This window comes from Bacillus sp. FSL L8-0152, from assembly GCF_038006365.1.
Classification (GTDB): domain Bacteria; phylum Bacillota; class Bacilli; order Bacillales; family Bacillaceae_G; genus Bacillus_A; species Bacillus_A cereus.
This window is the reverse complement of the sequence record NZ_JBBOVB010000001.1, coordinates 5,549,589-5,566,619: the sequence shown is the minus strand read 5'-3', so window position 1 is coordinate 5,566,619 and position 17,031 is coordinate 5,549,589. Positions and strand designations below refer to the sequence as shown.

The window sequence follows — 17,031 nt, the reverse complement described above, 5'->3', positions numbered from 1 at the left end:
TGAAAAAAAGTATTGCGAAGAATACAGAATACATGTTATGATACATCTTGTCGTCACGAAAATATGACGTTGGTGAGTATGAGCCATTAGCTCAGTTGGTAGAGCATCTGACTTTTAATCAGAGGGTCGAAGGTTCGAATCCTTCATGGCTCACCATTTTATTTTTCGTGGCCCGTTGGTCAAGTGGTTAAGACACCGCCCTTTCACGGCGGTAACACGGGTTCGAATCCCGTACGGGTCATGTTTTTTTTATGCTTATTTTTGGTCCCGTGGTGTAGTGGTTAACATGCCTGCCTGTCACGCAGGAGATCGCCGGTTCGACCCCGGTCGGGACCGCCACTTTTGTTTATACCACCATTAGTGGTTTTATATATAGTTTTGGCTCGGTAGCTCAGTCGGTAGAGCAGAGGACTGAAAATCCTCGTGTCGGCGGTTCGATTCCGTCCCGAGCCACTCTCAGGATATTAAGTGGGCCCACTTAATATCCTTTTTATTTATGTAATTTTACAAAACTGAGTAGTTATTTTAAAATAGAACGAGGAGCCTCTAGCAGTTGAAGCTAGAGGTTTTTCTATAGATCGTATAGGATTCCGTGTAAAAGTGGATCATACATGAGTCTATGAGAATAGAGGAGAAAATACTTAAACAAAGGATGCGGTCATATAGGACATACTATGTAAACATCAATATGTTTAGGGATTATTGACCATATTTTTATAAGGAGGAAATAGACGATGATGGGAAAGAAAATTTTAGTAGTTGATGATGAAAAGCCGATTGCAGATATTTTGAAGTTTAACCTAGAAAAAGAAGGTTTTGAAATAGTAATGGCGCATGATGGTGATGAAGCAATTGAAAAAGCTAATGAAGAACAACCAGATATGGTTTTATTAGATATTATGCTACCAGGTAAAGATGGCTTAGAGGTTTGTCGTGAAATACGTAAAAGTTCAGAAATGCCGATTATTATGCTTACAGCAAAGGACTCTGAGATTGATAAAGTATTAGGGCTTGAGCTTGGGGCAGATGATTATGTAACGAAGCCATTTAGCACGAGAGAATTACTTGCTCGTGTGAAGGCGAATTTACGCCGTCACCAACAAGGTGGTGCTGCAGAAAAAGAAGAAAATACAGAAATGGTTATTGGACCAATTGTTATTAATCCAAATGCATATAGTGTAACGAAGCGCGAGGAAAATATCGAGCTTACACATCGTGAATTTGAGTTGCTACATTATTTAGCGAAACACTTAGGACAAGTTATGACACGCGAACATTTATTACAAACAGTTTGGGGTTATGACTATTTTGGAGATGTGCGCACAGTAGACGTAACAGTACGTCGTTTGCGTGAAAAAATTGAAGATAATCCAAGCCATCCTACTTTAATTGTAACTAGACGTGGAGTAGGGTATTACTTGCGTGACCCAGAGCAGGAATAGTATATGAAGAAAGTTGGTTTTTTTCAATCTATTCATTTAAAATTTGTGCTTATATATATGCTATTAATATTAATAGCGATGCAAGTTATTGGGGTATATTTTGTAAGGGAATTAGAGAAGAGCCTAGTACAAGGTTTTAGGGATTCTTTAACGCAGCAAACAAACTTATTATCATATAACTTGAAACAAGAATTTAAAAAAAGTTATACAAAAGCAGAAACAGAGTCAACAGATGAAACGATTAAAACTTCTATTCGAAAGTTTGCCTCTGATCAAAAAAAAGTTATACAAGAGGTAAGTGTATTTGATTCGCATAGAAAGTTACTGGCTATTTCAGATGAATCAAAGCAGAATAAGGTGAATAGAACATCAACTGATATAGCTGTTCAGCGAGTGTTGGTGCAAAAAAAGCCAGAAGTGAAAATTGAGAAGGATGGTAGTACAGGCCATCGTGTTCAAGTTATGCTTACTCCGATTCTAGATGATAATGGTAAGGATGCGCTTGGTGTTATATACATCGTTGCATCTATGGAAGATGTATATAAACAAATGAAGGATATAAATCAAATTTTTGCTACGGGAACAGTAATTGCCTTATTAGTAACGGCCGTACTTGGGATTTTATTGGCTCAAACAATTACAAGACCAATTTCAGATATGCGGAGACAAGCAATCGAAATGGCAAAAGGAAATTATTCGAGAAAAGTAAAGGTGCATAGCCATGATGAAATTGGACAACTGGCATTATCCTTCAATAATTTATCAAAAAAATTACAACAAGCTCGTTCTTCTACAGAAAGTGAAAGGCGTAAACTATCATCTGTTTTATCTCATATGACAGATGGAGTAATTGCTACTGACCGAAAAGGGGATATTATTTTACTAAATGACCCTGCGGAAAAGATGTTAAATGTTTCTCGTGAAACAGCGCTTGATCAATCTGTTTTAGAGGTATTAGGGATACAGGAAGAATTTACGCTCGATCATTTATATGAAGAGCCAGATTCTGTTTTATTAGATTTTAGTACGAGAAATGAACCATATATTTTACGTGCTAGTTTCTCTGTTATTCAAAAAGAAACAGGGAAGGCAAATGGTTTAATTGCCGTATTATATGATGTAACAGAGCAGGAGCGTATAGAAAGGGAACGCCGTGAGTTTGTAGCGAATGTCTCTCATGAATTAAGGACGCCATTAACGACGATGCGCAGTTATTTAGAGGCACTTACAGATGGAGCATGGCAGGATCCGAATATTGCACCACAATTTTTAACGGTTACACAAGAAGAAACAGAAAGAATGATTAGACTTGTAAATGCGTTGTTACAGCTATCTAAACTTGATAGTACAGAGCACCGTTTAATGAAAGAATGGGTCGACTTTACTGATTTCTTTAATAATATTATTGATCGCTTTGAAATGTCTAAAGAACAAAATGTAAGTTTCAAACGATCTTTCTCTAAGAAGTCTAGGTTTATTGATATGGATACTGACAAAATTACTCAAGTGCTGTATAACATTATTTCTAACGCATTAAAGTATTCACCAGAAGGTGGAACAGTAACATATCGCTTACGTGATCGCGGTGATTTATTAGAAATTAGCGTAAGTGACCAAGGAATGGGTATTCCAAAAGAAAACGTTGATAAAATCTTTGAACGTTTTTATCGCGTAGATAAAGCTCGTTCAAGACAAATGGGTGGTACGGGACTTGGACTAGCAATTGCAAAAGAAATGATCGAGGCACATGGTGGCTCTATTTGGGCGAAGAGTGAAGAAGGAAAAGGGACAACTATTTATTTCACGTTACCAATGGCAGCAGATGAAGAGGACGATTGGGAATGAGTATGGAAAACTTTAAAACAATAGTTTTAATTAACCTAGTTGTAATTAGCCTGTTTCTTACTTTTAACCTATGGACGTATGTGCCAGATTCTACATCCATGCAAAATGCAAAATTTGTACAGGGCAATGAAGGAACGAATCAAACTAAAATTTCCGATGTTGTCCGTCCTACTTCTATCATCGTGCATAAAGATAAAAATCATTATGGGAGCAGAAGAGAGGCAGATATAGAATCAATCTATAAGCCTTTGGAAGTAGGGGAGCTACATGAGTTTAGAGAGATATCAATCACTAAGGGTGATTTCCTATCCTATGTGCATGGTGAAGGGAAAATTGAACTTGTTTTCCCTACTGATATCCCATTTGATGCAGTTAAATCTATGTTTAACATGAAAGAGAAAAGTACAGATAAGCCTAAATATTTTAATCGTATTCTCCTTGATCCTTCTAGGAGTAAGGATCAAGAAATTAAAATTAACTTTGTTTCTGATGGTGATAACTTTAAAATATATGAGGCAAAATTAAGTGGTGTGTATTTAAAAGATATTGTAAATGCTCAAAATCAATTTATAGTATCAGCAAAGCCCTATTTTGATTATCAAATCAATGATATGAAAAAGTTATTTTTACCAGATGGCACGACAGAGTTAAACAATATAACATATATTTCATCTAATTTAGCAGTTGATACGTTTAAGAATGCTCTGTTTAGTGATCCTCGTTATTTAAGTCCGATTACTGAGATATCGAAAGAAACATTTACAGATGGTATTAGATCCATGGAAATTGAAAACGATCGTCACATGCTAAAGTATAAAAACTCTTCTGTCTTAACTGAGAAAACGATAGATAATTTAATGCTGTTACAAAAAAGCTTTGAATTTGTAAGTGGTCACAGTGGAAGTTTGGATTCATATCGTTTGGACTATATGAATAAAGGAGAGACAGTATTTCGCTTACATGAAGATGGATATTCCGTATTCAATACAGATGGATTAGCTGAATTGAGACAAAAATGGGGATCAGAAGAAGTAATGGAATATGAAAGACCGTTGCTGTCTTTAAATACTAAAGGCATAGAACAGAAAGTTACTCTTCCGTCAGGGCATGTTGTAATAGCATCCCTAGAAAATAATCCAGAGATAAAGAAACAAGTAATTAAGGATATTGGTATTGGATACAAGTTATCACTAGATGGGCAAGTAGTTCGACTACAACCAATTTGGTATGTAAAGCTTGTTGAAGGTGAAACGGGTAAACAGCAAATCTATGAGTGGAGTGAGGGAGGACTAAATGGATTGGGATCGAATTAAAACCATATTTATTGTGACCTTTTTTGTTTTGGACCTCTTTCTCATTTTTCAATTCATTCAAAAGCAAGATAGTAATCAATTGGAGCTTATTGCAGAAACAAAGATAGATCAAGAATTAAAAGCAAATAAAATTACTATAGGGAATATCCCTAAGGAACCGAAGAAAGAGTCATTTATTAGAGCGGAAAATAAAGCCTTTAAAGAAGATGATATACAGTCTTTGAAAAATCAAACGGCGCATATACAAAATATGTACACGATAGAAAGTAAGCTAAAAGAGCCTTTTTTAAATACGAAATCATTATCAAAAGATAAGTATAATGAATTTTTGAAGAACTATGTATTAGATGGACAAAAGTATGAATTTGGAGCGGTGAAAGACTCTAAAATTTATTTCTTCCAAAAATATAAAGATAAGCCTATTTTCTATAATAATCAGGCGATGATTGTTGTGGAATTAAATGAAAAAAATGAACTTGTTTCATATACGCAGACAATGCTAACTGATTTAAAAGAAATGGGCGAAGGTGAAAAAACGAAAGAGCAAGAAATTATTACGGCTCAAACAGCTTTAGAAAATTTGTATTTAAAAAATAAAATTCATGGAAATACACATGTTAAAGAAGCGCAAATTGGTTATGCCACTCTTACCGCATCTACTTCTAATAACCAAGTACTTGCTCCAACGTGGAATTTAAAAACGGAGCAAAAGCAGGACTTCTTTGTGAATGCAATTGAAGGACAAGTTATGGAATTAGGGGAAAAGGAAAATCAAGTGGTTGATGAACATACTGGAGTGAGAAATAATGGGGTTGCATTTTAGCGTACTTGCAAGTGGAAGTACAGGAAATATGCTATACGTAGGAACCGATGAAAAAAAATTACTAGTCGATGCAGGTTTAAGTGGTAAAGCGACAGAGGCTTTATTTAAACAAGCAGAACTGAATATAAATGATGTATCAGGTATTCTTGTAACACATGAGCATAGTGATCATATTAAAGGGTTAGGTGTATTGGCGCGAAAATATGATTTACCCGTTTATGCGAATGAGAAAACATGGAATGCAATGGAACATTTAATAGGAAATATCCCAACTGAGCAAAAATTCATTTTCTCAGTTGGGGATGTGAAAACATTTGGTGATATTGAAGTCGAATCATTTGGAGTTTCTCATGATGCGGCAGAACCGATGTTTTATGCTTTCCATAACAATAATAGGAAATTAGCGCTTATTACAGATACGGGATACGTAAGCGACCGTATGAAGGGCGTTATTAAGGGAGCTAATGCTTTCGTGTTTGAAAGTAATCATGATGTGGAAATGCTTCGTATGGGACGTTACCCATGGAGCATTAAACGACGCATTTTAAGCGACGTTGGGCATGTTTGTAATGAGGATGCTGCATTAGCGATGGCAGATGTAATTACAGATGAGACAAAGCATATTTATTTAGCCCATTTAAGCTTAGATAATAACATGAAAGAACTAGCTCGTATGTCAGTATCACAAGTACTAGAGGAAAAAGGATTTGGAGTGGGTGAATCCTTTGAAATTCACGATACAGATCCAAAAATGCCTACAAAAATTCAATACGTATAATTCTTCATTTTAGTAAACAATAAAGGTGAATATAGTTGTTTTCAGGAAGATGGGTGAACAAATATGTCCTTTATTGATGAAGAAAATTATCGTATGAAACGTGCAGGGAAAAAGAAGCATAAAGGTATAGTTCTTTCTAGTATAGCGGGAACAATTGTAGGAGCTTCTTTATTTGCGTTTGGAGCTCCTTTATTTTCAAATTCTGCTGATACGCTTCCGCAAGCTGAAGCAAGCGGAAGTAATATGGCCGAAGCTCAAGGAATTAAACAGATTAGCTTTGTAGATGCTGTTGATCGTGCATCTGAAGCCGTTGTGGGTGTTATTAACATTCAACGAGATAACTTTTCAGAGGCAGATTCAGAGGCTGGTACAGGATCAGGAGTAATTTATAAAAAGACAAATGGTCAAGCTTATATTGTAACGAATAATCATGTTGTAGCTGGAGCGAATCGTATTGAAGTAAGTCTAAGTGACGGTAAGAAGGTTCCTGGAAAAGTATTAGGAACCGATGTAGTCACAGATTTAGCTGTATTAGAAATAGATGCAAAGCATGTGAAAAAAATAATTGAAATTGGCGATTCTAATACTGTTCGTAGAGGAGAGCCAGTTATTGCGATTGGAAATCCACTTGGACTGCAATTCTCTGGAACTGTTACGCAAGGTATTATTTCAGCTAATGAACGTATTGTCCCTGTAGATTTAGATCAAGATGGACATTATGATTGGCAAGTAGAAGTGTTACAAACAGATGCGGCGATTAACCCAGGGAATAGTGGCGGTGCGCTTGTAAATGCAGCAGGACAATTAATTGGTATTAATTCAATGAAAATTGCTGCAAAAGAAGTAGAAGGAATCGGACTTGCTATTCCGGTGACTAGGGCTGTTCCGATTATGAATGAACTTGAGAAGTATGGAAAAGTAAGAAGACCGTATGTTGGGATTGAACTTAGGTCATTAAATGAAATTCCAAACTATTATTGGTCAAAAACATTACATTTACCAGGTACTGTAACAGAAGGAGTTTGTATTTTGGATGTGAAAAGTCCTTCGCCAGGCGCGGATGCTGGTTTAAGAGAACATGATGTTATTGTGGCAGTAGATGGAAAACCGATTCGCGATATTATTGGATTCCGCACGGCCTTATATGATAAGGAAATTAATGATAAAATGACTCTTACGTTTTATCGTGGTACAAAAAGAGTAACAACAACAGTGAAATTAGGCATTCAAAAGTATTAAAAACAGGAGGGCCTACCTCCTGTTTTCTATTGTAGAAAAGTGAGGTGAAGAAAATGAATTTACCTTGTTGTTTAGAACATGTTGAATTAGCGTTAGATATTATTGTGGATGAGTGTGAAGTTGCGCCGGTTATCAACAGTGTGGATAACTCAGAAAAAGAGAAAAAAACATGTGAATTTTGTCAAAATGAGGCGACATATGTTGTATCGAACACAGATTCTCACACAATATGTGGGTAGTGTTTGTGGATATGTGGATAAGTTTTGTGGATAACATGTTTGTAAGGTGGAGGATACGTGTGAATATCTCGATTATTTCAATTGGGAAATTAAAAGAAAAATATTTGAAACAAGGTATAGCAGAATACTTAAAACGATTATCAGCATACGCAAAAGTAGAAGTAATTGAATTGCCAGATGAAAAGGCGCCAGAAAATTTAAGTGAAGCAGAAATGTTAATTGTAAAGGAAAAAGAAGGTATACGTATACTGGATAAAATTTCTGATGACACGCATGTGATTGCATTAGCTATAGAAGGAAAGCAAAAGTCATCAGAAGAATTTGCGGTAAGTCTAGATCGCCTTGCTACATATGGAAAGAGTAAAGTCGCATTTGTAATTGGTGGATCACTCGGACTAAGTTCAGAAGTAATGAAGCGTTCAAACGAATCACTTTCTTTTTCAAAGATGACGTTACCACACCAATTAATGCGATTAGTATTGCTTGAGCAAGTGTATAGAGCGTTTCGGATTAATCGTGGGGAACCGTACCATAAGTAAGTGCGGTTTTTAAGAATGAATATAAAACTATTACAGTTAGCTTTTATTTGAAGTAGCATAATTATAGAAATTATCTAAAAAACATAGATGAAATCATTTTCTTGAGTAGCTTGTTTATATGACTAATCACTCCAATTAGTGAAATATTTTTATACATAAAAATATTTTTATACAAAAATATGTATATTTTTGGGATAATAGTAGTATTGAATATATTGGAGTGATTATTATGAGTTTAGAAAATGAAATTGCAGCTAGTATTAATGAAATTAAGACGGATTCTTATAGTATGTCTATTGGAGAAGTAGCTAATTTGTATAAGGATGGAGATATTGAAATCTTCCCGGAGTATCAAAGATATTTTAGGTGGAATATAAATCAAAAGTCTGACTTAATAGAATCTATTATTTTAGGAATCCCTATTCCTCCTCTATTTGTAGCTCAGGAAGCTTCAGGTAAATGGGATGTAATTGACGGACTTCAAAGGATTAGCACAATAATGGAATTCATGGGGATTTTAAAGAAAAGAAATCATGAGGAAGAATTGTATGAACCTAGCCGAATGAATAAAACCAAGTTTTTGCCTTCGATGGAAGGGAAATGGTGGGATAACAGACACGATATGGATAATAGTCTGAGCTCTGATTTAAGAAGGAAAATTAAAAGAAGTAAGTTGGATTTTATCATAATTGACAGTACAGCAAATCCAAAGGCAAAGTATGAAATGTTCCAAAGGCTAAATACAAATAATTCCCAACTTAAAGATCAAGAAATTAGAAATTGCTTAATGCTTATGATAAATCCAAAATACTTTGAAATTATAAATGGGCTTGCAGAAAATGAAACATTTAAAGAAATAATATCTTTAACTGAAAAAGGTTTAGCAGAGCAATATGATAAAGAATTAATAGTGAGATATATTATAGCTCGTTCTGTAAATTTGGAAGGCATAAATTTACAACAGGATATTGGCATTTATTTAACTGAGGCATTGATTAATATGATGGAATTAGATGAAGTTGATTTAAACCAATATGCTGAAGACTTTATAAAAGTAATAGAATTATTAAATGAAACTTTAGGTGAGAAAGTCTTCAAAAAATATAATAAAGATAAAGACGATTTTGAAGGCGCATTTTCACTTAGCATATATGAATCGCTTGTAACAGGATTAAGTGAAAATAAAGATTCGTGGGGAGATAAAGATAAATTAACCGAATTAATTAAGCAAATACCATATGATAGTAAATTTGAACAGGCTACTCCGCGCGGAAAAAGACCAATTGCAAGATTCCAAGAATTAACTATGTTATCAAGGGAATTATTTAAAAATGAAGATTAGAGATTTAGAAAACTTGGAAGAAAGAATTGATAAAGATTTTTCCTGGAGAAAAATGGAGTTATTGCAATTGAAAATGGCCATAGAGAAGAATAATGTAGCTCTTTCCAAAAAAACCCTTGTTCGAAGTGGGATTGCGTTATTATGTGCTCATTGGGAAGGATTTATACGAAGTGTAGCAAACTATTATGTCGTCTACATTTGTGGTCAAAAAGTTAAACATAAAGACTTAAAAGGGAATTTTTTAGCATTTAAAGTTAAAAAAGATGTTATATTAAGTGGGAATTCCCTGAAAAACTCAGTCCATACTCAATTTTTATCAAAATTAGAAATTCTTCAAGAAGAAGTGTTTTATATCAAATATGATGATAAACCTTTTAAGAGAATAATTAATACAGATTCCAATTTGAGCTTCGAATTGTTTGATGAGATATTAAAAAGTATAGGGTTACAGAATATCTACGAAACTAAAAAAAATTATATTGATAATGAGATGTTAAAATATAGACATGAAATAGTCCATGGTGAAAGTTATAAAGATACAGAATATAATTTTACAGAAGTATATGATCAGGTACTGTCTATAATGGAAAGTTTTAAAAACCAAGTAATTGAGGCAGCTGAGGAAAAGGAATATTTAAAAGTATAGCATGAAAAATCATGCTGTTTAAAATAAATAATTTATGGGAAAAGGATTGAACAAAGGAGTATTTGTTCAATCCTTTTTGAATTTTACAGGATATGAATAATTCAAAGAGAGTATTAAATAATATATAATGTTACTTGTGGAGGTTGTTTGAATGGTAATAGATTTTTTAGATAGTATTAATAAAAGTTCTTCCTTAACAACTTCTAGTAGAACGGGAAGTTTAAATAAAGAGATTAATGAGCAATATTTTACTCCAATGCCAATTGCCTCTTTTATGAGTTCTATGTTCACCCCCATAAAAAAGAATGTAATAAATTTTATGGATGCAGGAGCTGGAGTTGGAAATTTATCTGCTTCTTTTATAGCTACTATTTGTAATTGGGAGAAGAGACCAAAAAAAATTAAAGCTCTACTTTATGAAATAGATATAACATTACTACCTGATTTAAGGAAAAACATGGAGTTGTGTATAGAATTATGTAGAAAAAATAATATTGATTTAGAGATTGTGATTAAAAATGAAGACTTCATTGAAAGTTCAGTTGAATGCTCAAAGTCGGGAAGAGATATTGAGCTATTGGATTATGTAATATTAAATCCGCCTTATAAAAAAATGAATACTGATTCAAGGCATAAAAAATTAATTTTAGAAGTAGGTATTGATGTCCCGAATTATTATGCAGCATTTGTTGCATTGTCTTATCGTTTATTAGATAAAAAGGCACAGTTAGTTTGTATTATACCTAGAAGTTTTTGTAATGGACAGTATTTTAAGGCATTTAGGAAGGATTTAATAAACAATAACAAGATAGAGAAGTTACACATTTTTGAATCCAGAAAAGATATATTTGAAGATGATGTATTGCAAGAAACTTTAATAATGTTTTTGACAAAAAATAAGCAAAAAATGACGGATTATATTGAGATAACAGGATCAATTAAGGATGATTTTTCGGAGATAGAAAAAGTCAGAAAGAGATTCGATAATGTGATTTTTCCTACAGATTCTGAAAAGGTAATTCGGATTATTCGCGACAATGATAATACGATAGTTGAACAAATGCATAGTCTTTCATGTACATTAGCTGATTTAAACATCAGTGTTTCTACTGGGCCGGTAGTTGATTTTAGAGAAAAAAAAGAACTTTTATCTTATGAGGGTAACATATGGTCTCTTCCTATTATTTATCCTGAGAATTTTGAAAATGGTTTTGTTCAGTGGCCTATAATAGGCCGAAAACCTGGGTTTATATTTGAGGATGAAAGTAACTTCAAAAGATTGAGGGAGCCCGGTATATATGTTCTTGTAAAAAGGATGAGCTCAAAAGAAGAACAAAAGCGCATTGTAGCGGCGGTTTATGATAGTCAACAGATATCAAGAACGAAAGTGGCCTTTGATAATAAGGTTAACTATTACCATATAAATAATATGGGGTTAAATAACCGAGAGCTTGCAAAAGGATTGTCCCTATATTTAAATTCAAGTCTTGTTGATTTCTACTTTAGAACATTTAGTGGTAGTACACAAGTGAATGTATCCGATTTAAAGGTATTGAGATATCCATCTATTGAACAGTTAGAAATTTTAGGTGAGTCTTATGAAGGCGAATTACCATCTCAAGACGAGATAGACACCATTATAAATGAAGTTTTAATTAAATAGAAAAAGGGTTGTTTTCATAACAGCCCTCTTTCTATAGAATTAAATATCAATATGCTTCATATTTAATTTTTTGTTTGCTTTCTATGATATACACGGTGGTTTCTCCTGCAATCGTAGTCGCATACCGTTGGTATAATTTGGGTTTTAGGAATACAGTGTAAAATTCAATGGTGAATGGACAATCTTTGAATAGTTCTAGCAATTCTTTTTTTCGTAAGTGATCGACAGGTCCAGAGGATGCTACAGCTTCATAAATCATCACAGTATCTGTTTCTACATCAAACCCTACTACGTCGGGCAGTTTAGCATGATTATCAATAATTAGATTTATATGTGAACATAATACAGGATCGTTAAATTTATCTTTGTTTTTGGTATCTCCAATATAGACCAGACGAGCATTATGATAATCTAATTGAAAGAGCTCTTCTACAATAAATTTCTCAATGATATTGTGTTCTCCAGGTGATAATATAAGAGTTTCATTTAAAGCAGGGATAGTAATATGAATATGTTGCTTTTTTAAAGAATTAAGCTCTGCTCTTCTATTTACAAGCTCCACATTAATAAATTCCTCTTTTAGCTCATTAAAAATTATATCATCTCGCTGGAAAGCGAGTAATAATTTATTAAATTTATGGGACAAAGTATAATTTGTTAATCCTGAATTAGTTGCACGATTGGGATTATCGGCATTTACTAAAACCATACCATTATCAATTAAATATTTTAAGCTATGTTTACGAATGGATTCACGAGTATTCTCCGCATAAGTTCGTCCCAAGTCATTTTCTGCAAATTGTAAGATGTCAGTAATTCTGGCTCCTTCAGCTAAACAATGTTTCTCTTTAATAAGTCCTGCACGAGTTGTTGTATTTGATAATGCTAAAATACAAATAGCAGTCATATCGGTAATGTTTTTTTGTGGAAAGGCTAATTCTTCAAGGAGTAACTTGATTGATTCAATTGATAAATTAGAAGTATTCATATTAACAGCCCCTTTATAATATCTATAATCTGCAACGTCGCAGTTATATAGTATCACACTTTTCTAAAAAATATCAATAATTAATTATACCTTTTGCGGATAGTTAGATTTGAGATATGGGAGAAGCGAATAATAAATTCTGGGGATCATTCTGTTAGTTGTTAATGCATTGAAAATGTAATAATTGAGATTTTAATTATATATTATATTTGTGAATAATTAATAAAAGGGCCCTATTCTCATAAAAAAGAGAATAGGGCCCTTTGTCTTTAAGAGGAGGAGATAATAATGGATTTAGAATTAGAGGGATTTTGTAGAGTCATGAAGTCTAAATTTAATGTAGTGGCTAGGGAAGAAGAAGTTGGTTGGGAGAATACAGAGCATTATCGAGATGAATTAGATATGGAATTATTTCCAACAGTTATTTATGAAAGCCTACCAGATCCATGTTTGTTTCAAGTAATAATCTTCACGGATGAAGACTTGAATGAGTGGATGTCAATTGTTCCTATTCATCCATCTACAAAAGAACGACTATATATAATTTGGTTGAAAAATTCAAAAGTCGTTGATTGGGAAAAATAAATATGTATATTTTAGGTGAAAAGGATATGTAAAAACAGAAGACTGAAAAGTTAGTTTAATTGGCTCCTGATTAAAAAATCAGGAGCTTAATTTATTTAGAAAAGAAAATTTACAGGAAACAGGTAAGTGGACATATATTGTCTATCTGTTTTCAATATAATTTTTAAACAAGTGAGTAAGAAAAGGAATGGGGGATATGGCAAGTATATTCAATGAGAAGACATTTCGAATACTTTCATTATATGAGCGAATACATAAGGGAGAGGTAATTAATAAAAATAATGAAGCAATAAGATTTAATGTAGATCGTAGGACTATTCAAAGGGATATTGCGGAAATAAAGCATTATTTAGAGCAACCGAACCTTTCTATGTCCCTTCAATATAGTCGAAGAGAGAATGGCTATATATTGTATAAACAAAGTCCATATTGGTTTTCTTATGGTGAATTGTTAGGAATTTGTAAGGTATTAGTTAGTAGTCGAGCATTTTCAAAAAAACAAACGATAGCTATATTAGATAAATTGATGAAGATGATAGATGAAGAAAAAGGAAATTTAATACGTGAGCAGTTGAAAAATGAGCTTTTTCACTATCATTCGTTGGAACTTAAAGATGTTCAATTAGAGTTGATCTCGAAAATCAGTTGGGCAATATATAAGAAACAGGGAATAGCTATAAAATATAAATCACCCCTAGGGGGTAAAAAGAGCGTAATACATTTATGTCCGATAGGAGTCGTCTTTTTTAATCAGTATTTCTATTTATTTTCAATATCTAAAGGAAATGTAATGGAGTACATAACGATTCATCGTTTAGATAAGATAATTTCTTTAAAGATAAAGGATAATTCAAATTTTTCCTTTGGTCATCATCGAACTGAAGTTGGGGAATTAATGAAAGGTTTCCCAACAGAACCATTGGGAGAATACATAAATGTACGTCTACGTTTTTTAAATGTTAACTTTCATGAGGTAATGAAAGAGTTCCCAAATGCTCAAGTGATGAGTAAAAGTAAAGTAGATACAATTATAGAAGTAAAAGGATTTTCAAATGGAATCAAAAAGTGGGTGCTAAAATCATTGCCTATGGTAGAAATTTTAGAGCCTAAAATTTTAAGGGAAGAAGTAATAATTATTTTGAAAAAAAGCTTTAAATTATATAGTTAAATTCATATAATTTTATATTTTGTATAAACTTAATTTTAATCAATGGATGATACGTATGAATCGGTGTTTAGTTCAAGGGATTAAGGGTATAGATACAGATGATTGGAACTCAGTGGAGGAGAAAAATGAAAAAAATTGTGGGTAGTATTTTTGTAAGCTCTGTTTTATTAGTAACAGGGTGTAGTAGTGATGATGTAGATGAAGCAGTAAATAAAGCTGATAAGCAGGTAAAAGAAGAGGTTGTGATAGCAACTACAAAAGACCATGAGTATGTACAAAAAATTAAATCCTCTAAGCTTCCTAATTATGATTCAATGGCTATAGAAGAAGCATTTCATAAATTTTTTAAAAACCCTAAATGGAAGTATTTTACGTCAAAGGATAATGAAGAGATAGTTGAGTTTACAGGTAATTGTTCATATCGTGAGCAGGAGGTGAAGGCTAAAGTTCAATTTGTAATAAATAAAGAGGATAACACATTCAAATTAAAAGCGCTGGCTTTAAATGACATATCACAGAACGAAATTGAACTAGCAGGAATGTTACATTCTATATATGGTATGACTAATGATAACTTAGAACAGCAGGAAGAATCTCGAAATAATAACAATAATCAACAAGAAATTGAAAAACCAGAAGGGGCAGTAAAAGCAGATTCATACTTTGAGGAAGACAAAGGTATTGAAGAAGTAGCTCCCACGAAACCAGAGGGATCAGTAAAGGCAGACTCGTATTTTGAAGAAGATAGAAATATTGAGGAGGTTGACCCGCCAAAACCGGAAGGATCGGTAAAAGCAGATTCATACTTTGAATAGGATGAGGTAACGATAGAATGATAATATTCATTATAATTGCAGTCATAATAGGATATCTTTTTATTTCAAGTAGAGATAGAAAAAGTGCTAAGAATGTAGTCAGTGAAGATATTACTAGTAGGGGAGGAGAGGTAACAGATCGTATAGATTGGCAAAAAGGTTATTATCAATTTATTTTTGATAAAAAGAAAAAGGGTTTTTGGTATGTAACAGGGCAAGAGAAGAGATTTTATGATTATCATGAGGTTCTTGGATGTGAAATGCAAATAGATGGTCGAACCACTGTCTCCACGTCAAGAGGTACAAGTATAGGTGGTGCAATTGTAGGTGGAATAATAGGCGGTGGCATAGGAGCGATAATAGGCGGTGTAAGTGGTGAAAGAAAATCTATAGAAGAAAAAAAGATTTTTTCAGCAAAACTGATTGTTACCGTAAATGACATGGAACGTCCGTATATTGAAATTGTAATAGCAAGCTATTTACTGCCACGGGAATTATATTATGGGGATGAAAAAAATGCTTTGAAATGGATGAAGTTGTTGGAGGTAGCGATGAAACAACCTAATGATGAGAATGCTCAAATAATAACAAATCAATATCCAACTAAAGATTAATGGTTTATCTTATGAAAAAATTTATTTATATAAAGATGAAATAGACAAAGCTTTAATTCCGTTAAGTGTTCTTGCAGCACCAAATAAAACGGTTGAGGCTTTGTCTATTATTTTTATCAATGGAAAAGACAATGAGATATGTATAGTGCAATATTTAATGAGAAAACACAGGAGTATGACAAAATCGTTAGATGATTTATCAACTATGAGCTACAAGGATGGAGGGTATGAGTATATGGATGCTAAATTTCATAGAGTAATTATTGATAATGAGACGTACTATCGTAAGTATAAGAGCTATAACAACGAATACGAAGAACTGATGGATGAAGAAACATTTGTAGAAATGCTTATGGATGAGGTTGTTACAGAAGAAATTGAAATTAACGAAACCGATGTCAGAATGGTAATTGATAGTGTAGAGAGCTTTTATGATCAACAATTGCTTTTACACTATATCTCATATTTGAAAGAACAAGCTGGATTATAAGGAGGTGAAATGAATGTGGCAGAAAGTAGTTGTACCGGTTGTGATTGCAGTGGCAACTGAGGTTGCGAAAGAAATCATCAAAAATAATAACATTAAATATTAAATCAAAGAGGGTGAAAGGCTTGAAAATATATCCATGCTTACATTGTTATCAACTATGTACTAAATGCACACTTAAAAATATTATCGATATGGTTAAAAAATAAGAGCTATAAATGCAAAGTAAAGCATTTATAGCTTTTTTGTTAGAAGGGAAAGGCGCTGAGATGAAAATAGGAATAGGCAGTCCTTGATCCTATCCTAACAAAAAGCGTTTAATCAATTGATTTGTAAAATATAAGGGGATTCATCTGAAAATATAGGTAATGGGTTAAATAGACCATATAATAATGCCTTTACAGGAGATTATTAGTAATGATAACTTGCTCATTTAGGAAGGCTTTCCTAAATGAGTATTTATTTAAAAGGGTTTGTTTTTTAGAACATGAGAGTATGGAATATG

17 protein-coding genes and 4 tRNA genes are annotated in these 17,031 nt (G+C 33.1%); 20 read left to right on the top strand and 1 reads right to left on the bottom strand.

Features of this window, described 5'->3' with window-relative positions:
- The first annotated feature begins 80 nt into the window (after positions 1-80).
- The 15 genes from MHH27_RS28255 to MHH27_RS28185 all read left to right on the top strand — a co-directional run bounded on the left by MHH27_RS28255 (position 81) and on the right by MHH27_RS28185 (position 11,869).
- Positions 81-156, top strand: a tRNA-Lys gene (locus MHH27_RS28255).
- Positions 157-169: 13 nt separating this feature from the next.
- Positions 170-241, top strand: a tRNA-Glu gene (locus tag MHH27_RS28250).
- A gap of 22 nt (positions 242-263) precedes the next feature.
- Positions 264-339, top strand: a tRNA-Asp gene (locus tag MHH27_RS28245).
- A 41-nt stretch (positions 340-380) separates the two neighbouring features.
- Positions 381-453: transfer RNA gene (locus tag MHH27_RS28240), tRNA-Phe, on the top strand.
- 281 nt (positions 454-734) lie between these two features.
- A complete protein-coding gene (walR, locus tag MHH27_RS28235) occupies positions 735-1,442 on the top strand; it encodes a cell wall metabolism DNA-binding response regulator WalR (protein WP_000971865.1) in 708 nt (235 codons plus the stop codon).
- Between the two features lie 3 nt (positions 1,443-1,445).
- Positions 1,446-3,287: a cell wall metabolism sensor histidine kinase WalK gene (gene walK, locus MHH27_RS28230; RefSeq protein ID WP_000755367.1), complete on the top strand. Its 1,842-nt coding sequence runs from the start codon at positions 1,446-1,448 to the stop codon at positions 3,285-3,287.
- Entirely contained in the window at positions 3,284-4,600 is a 1,317-nt protein-coding gene (locus MHH27_RS28225; RefSeq protein ID WP_075719576.1) for a YycH family regulatory protein, read from the top strand. Before walK ends, MHH27_RS28225 begins: the two co-directional genes overlap by 4 nt.
- Positions 4,581-5,423, top strand: coding sequence for a two-component system regulatory protein YycI (locus MHH27_RS28220; protein WP_000383720.1), 843 nt, complete (start codon positions 4,581-4,583; stop codon positions 5,421-5,423). The genes MHH27_RS28225 and MHH27_RS28220 overlap by 20 nt, the downstream gene beginning before the upstream one ends.
- Positions 5,407-6,201: an MBL fold metallo-hydrolase gene (locus MHH27_RS28215; RefSeq protein ID WP_000522837.1), complete on the top strand. Its 795-nt coding sequence runs from the start codon at positions 5,407-5,409 to the stop codon at positions 6,199-6,201. The genes MHH27_RS28220 and MHH27_RS28215 overlap by 17 nt, the downstream gene beginning before the upstream one ends.
- Positions 6,202-6,264: 63 nt before the next feature.
- On the top strand, positions 6,265-7,440 hold the full coding sequence (locus MHH27_RS28210; protein WP_000008032.1) for a S1C family serine protease: 1,176 nt from the start codon (positions 6,265-6,267) through the stop codon (positions 7,438-7,440).
- A gap of 53 nt (positions 7,441-7,493) precedes the next feature.
- A complete protein-coding gene (locus MHH27_RS28205; RefSeq protein ID WP_001052833.1) occupies positions 7,494-7,679 on the top strand; it encodes a CxxH/CxxC protein in 186 nt (61 codons plus the stop codon).
- Positions 7,680-7,738: 59 nt separating this feature from the next.
- A complete protein-coding gene (rlmH, locus tag MHH27_RS28200) occupies positions 7,739-8,218 on the top strand; it encodes a 23S rRNA (pseudouridine(1915)-N(3))-methyltransferase RlmH (RefSeq protein WP_001027003.1) in 480 nt (159 codons plus the stop codon).
- 229 nt (positions 8,219-8,447) lie between these two features.
- Positions 8,448-9,560, top strand: a complete 1,113-nt coding sequence (locus MHH27_RS28195) for a DUF262 domain-containing protein (RefSeq protein WP_340944799.1) — start codon at positions 8,448-8,450, stop codon at positions 9,558-9,560.
- Positions 9,550-10,206 carry an MAE_28990/MAE_18760 family HEPN-like nuclease gene (locus tag MHH27_RS28190; protein WP_340944798.1) on the top strand — a complete coding sequence of 219 codons (657 nt, stop codon included), beginning with the start codon at positions 9,550-9,552 and terminating at the stop codon, positions 10,204-10,206. Before MHH27_RS28195 ends, MHH27_RS28190 begins: the two co-directional genes overlap by 11 nt.
- 151 nt (positions 10,207-10,357) lie before the next feature.
- Positions 10,358-11,869 (top strand): Eco57I restriction-modification methylase domain-containing protein, encoded by a 1,512-nt coding sequence (locus tag MHH27_RS28185; protein WP_340944797.1) that lies wholly within the window; start codon positions 10,358-10,360, stop codon positions 11,867-11,869.
- Between the two features lie 46 nt (positions 11,870-11,915).
- Here the strand turns inward: MHH27_RS28185 and MHH27_RS28180 are convergent, their stop codons facing one another.
- A complete protein-coding gene (locus MHH27_RS28180) occupies positions 11,916-12,857 on the bottom strand; it encodes a BsuBI/PstI family type II restriction endonuclease (RefSeq protein WP_270735301.1) in 942 nt (313 codons plus the stop codon).
- Positions 12,858-13,145: 288 nt separating this feature from the next.
- Between MHH27_RS28180 and MHH27_RS28175 the strand changes: the two genes are divergently transcribed.
- The 5 genes from MHH27_RS28175 (at position 13,146) to MHH27_RS28155 (ending at position 16,529) form a co-directional block, all read left to right on the top strand.
- The gene (locus MHH27_RS28175) at positions 13,146-13,442 is read left to right on the top strand and encodes a hypothetical protein (protein WP_098652888.1); all 297 of its coding nucleotides are present in this window, start codon (positions 13,146-13,148) and stop codon (positions 13,440-13,442) included.
- 187 nt (positions 13,443-13,629) lie between these two features.
- Entirely contained in the window at positions 13,630-14,610 is a 981-nt protein-coding gene (locus MHH27_RS28170) for a helix-turn-helix transcriptional regulator (protein WP_340944795.1), read from the top strand.
- 125 nt (positions 14,611-14,735) lie between these two features.
- Entirely contained in the window at positions 14,736-15,425 is a 690-nt protein-coding gene (locus MHH27_RS28165; RefSeq protein WP_340944794.1) for a hypothetical protein, read from the top strand.
- Positions 15,426-15,442: 17 nt separating this feature from the next.
- Positions 15,443-16,039 (top strand): hypothetical protein, encoded by a 597-nt coding sequence (locus tag MHH27_RS28160; protein WP_340944793.1) that lies wholly within the window; start codon positions 15,443-15,445, stop codon positions 16,037-16,039.
- A 175-nt stretch (positions 16,040-16,214) separates the two neighbouring features.
- On the top strand, positions 16,215-16,529 hold the full coding sequence (locus MHH27_RS28155; RefSeq protein ID WP_340944792.1) for a hypothetical protein: 315 nt from the start codon (positions 16,215-16,217) through the stop codon (positions 16,527-16,529).
- The last annotated feature ends 502 nt before the right edge of the window (positions 16,530-17,031 follow it).

What these genes read in the sequence shown, in the direction of transcription:
- walR (WP_000971865.1), top strand. Translation starts at nt 735, where the DNA reads ATGATGGGAAAGAAAATTTTAGTAGTTGATGATGAAAAGCCGATTGCA.
- walK (WP_000755367.1), top strand. Translation starts at nt 1,446, where the DNA reads ATGAAGAAAGTTGGTTTTTTTCAATCTATTCATTTAAAATTTGTGCTT.
- MHH27_RS28225 (WP_075719576.1), top strand. Translation starts at nt 3,284, where the DNA reads ATGAGTATGGAAAACTTTAAAACAATAGTTTTAATTAACCTAGTTGTA.
- MHH27_RS28220 (WP_000383720.1), top strand. Translation starts at nt 4,581, where the DNA reads ATGGATTGGGATCGAATTAAAACCATATTTATTGTGACCTTTTTTGTT.
- MHH27_RS28215 (WP_000522837.1), top strand. Translation starts at nt 5,407, where the DNA reads ATGGGGTTGCATTTTAGCGTACTTGCAAGTGGAAGTACAGGAAATATG.
- MHH27_RS28210 (WP_000008032.1), top strand. Translation starts at nt 6,265, where the DNA reads ATGTCCTTTATTGATGAAGAAAATTATCGTATGAAACGTGCAGGGAAA.
- MHH27_RS28205 (WP_001052833.1), top strand. Translation starts at nt 7,494, where the DNA reads ATGAATTTACCTTGTTGTTTAGAACATGTTGAATTAGCGTTAGATATT.
- MHH27_RS28195 (WP_340944799.1), top strand. Translation starts at nt 8,448, where the DNA reads ATGAGTTTAGAAAATGAAATTGCAGCTAGTATTAATGAAATTAAGACG.
- MHH27_RS28190 (WP_340944798.1), top strand. Translation starts at nt 9,550, where the DNA reads ATGAAGATTAGAGATTTAGAAAACTTGGAAGAAAGAATTGATAAAGAT.
- MHH27_RS28185 (WP_340944797.1), top strand. Translation starts at nt 10,358, where the DNA reads ATGGTAATAGATTTTTTAGATAGTATTAATAAAAGTTCTTCCTTAACA.
- MHH27_RS28180 (WP_270735301.1), bottom strand. Translation starts at nt 12,857, where the DNA reads ATGAATACTTCTAATTTATCAATTGAATCAATCAAGTTACTCCTTGAA.
- MHH27_RS28175 (WP_098652888.1), top strand. Translation starts at nt 13,146, where the DNA reads ATGGATTTAGAATTAGAGGGATTTTGTAGAGTCATGAAGTCTAAATTT.
- MHH27_RS28170 (WP_340944795.1), top strand. Translation starts at nt 13,630, where the DNA reads ATGGGGGATATGGCAAGTATATTCAATGAGAAGACATTTCGAATACTT.
- MHH27_RS28165 (WP_340944794.1), top strand. Translation starts at nt 14,736, where the DNA reads ATGAAAAAAATTGTGGGTAGTATTTTTGTAAGCTCTGTTTTATTAGTA.
- MHH27_RS28160 (WP_340944793.1), top strand. Translation starts at nt 15,443, where the DNA reads ATGATAATATTCATTATAATTGCAGTCATAATAGGATATCTTTTTATT.
- MHH27_RS28155 (WP_340944792.1), top strand. Translation starts at nt 16,215, where the DNA reads ATGACAAAATCGTTAGATGATTTATCAACTATGAGCTACAAGGATGGA.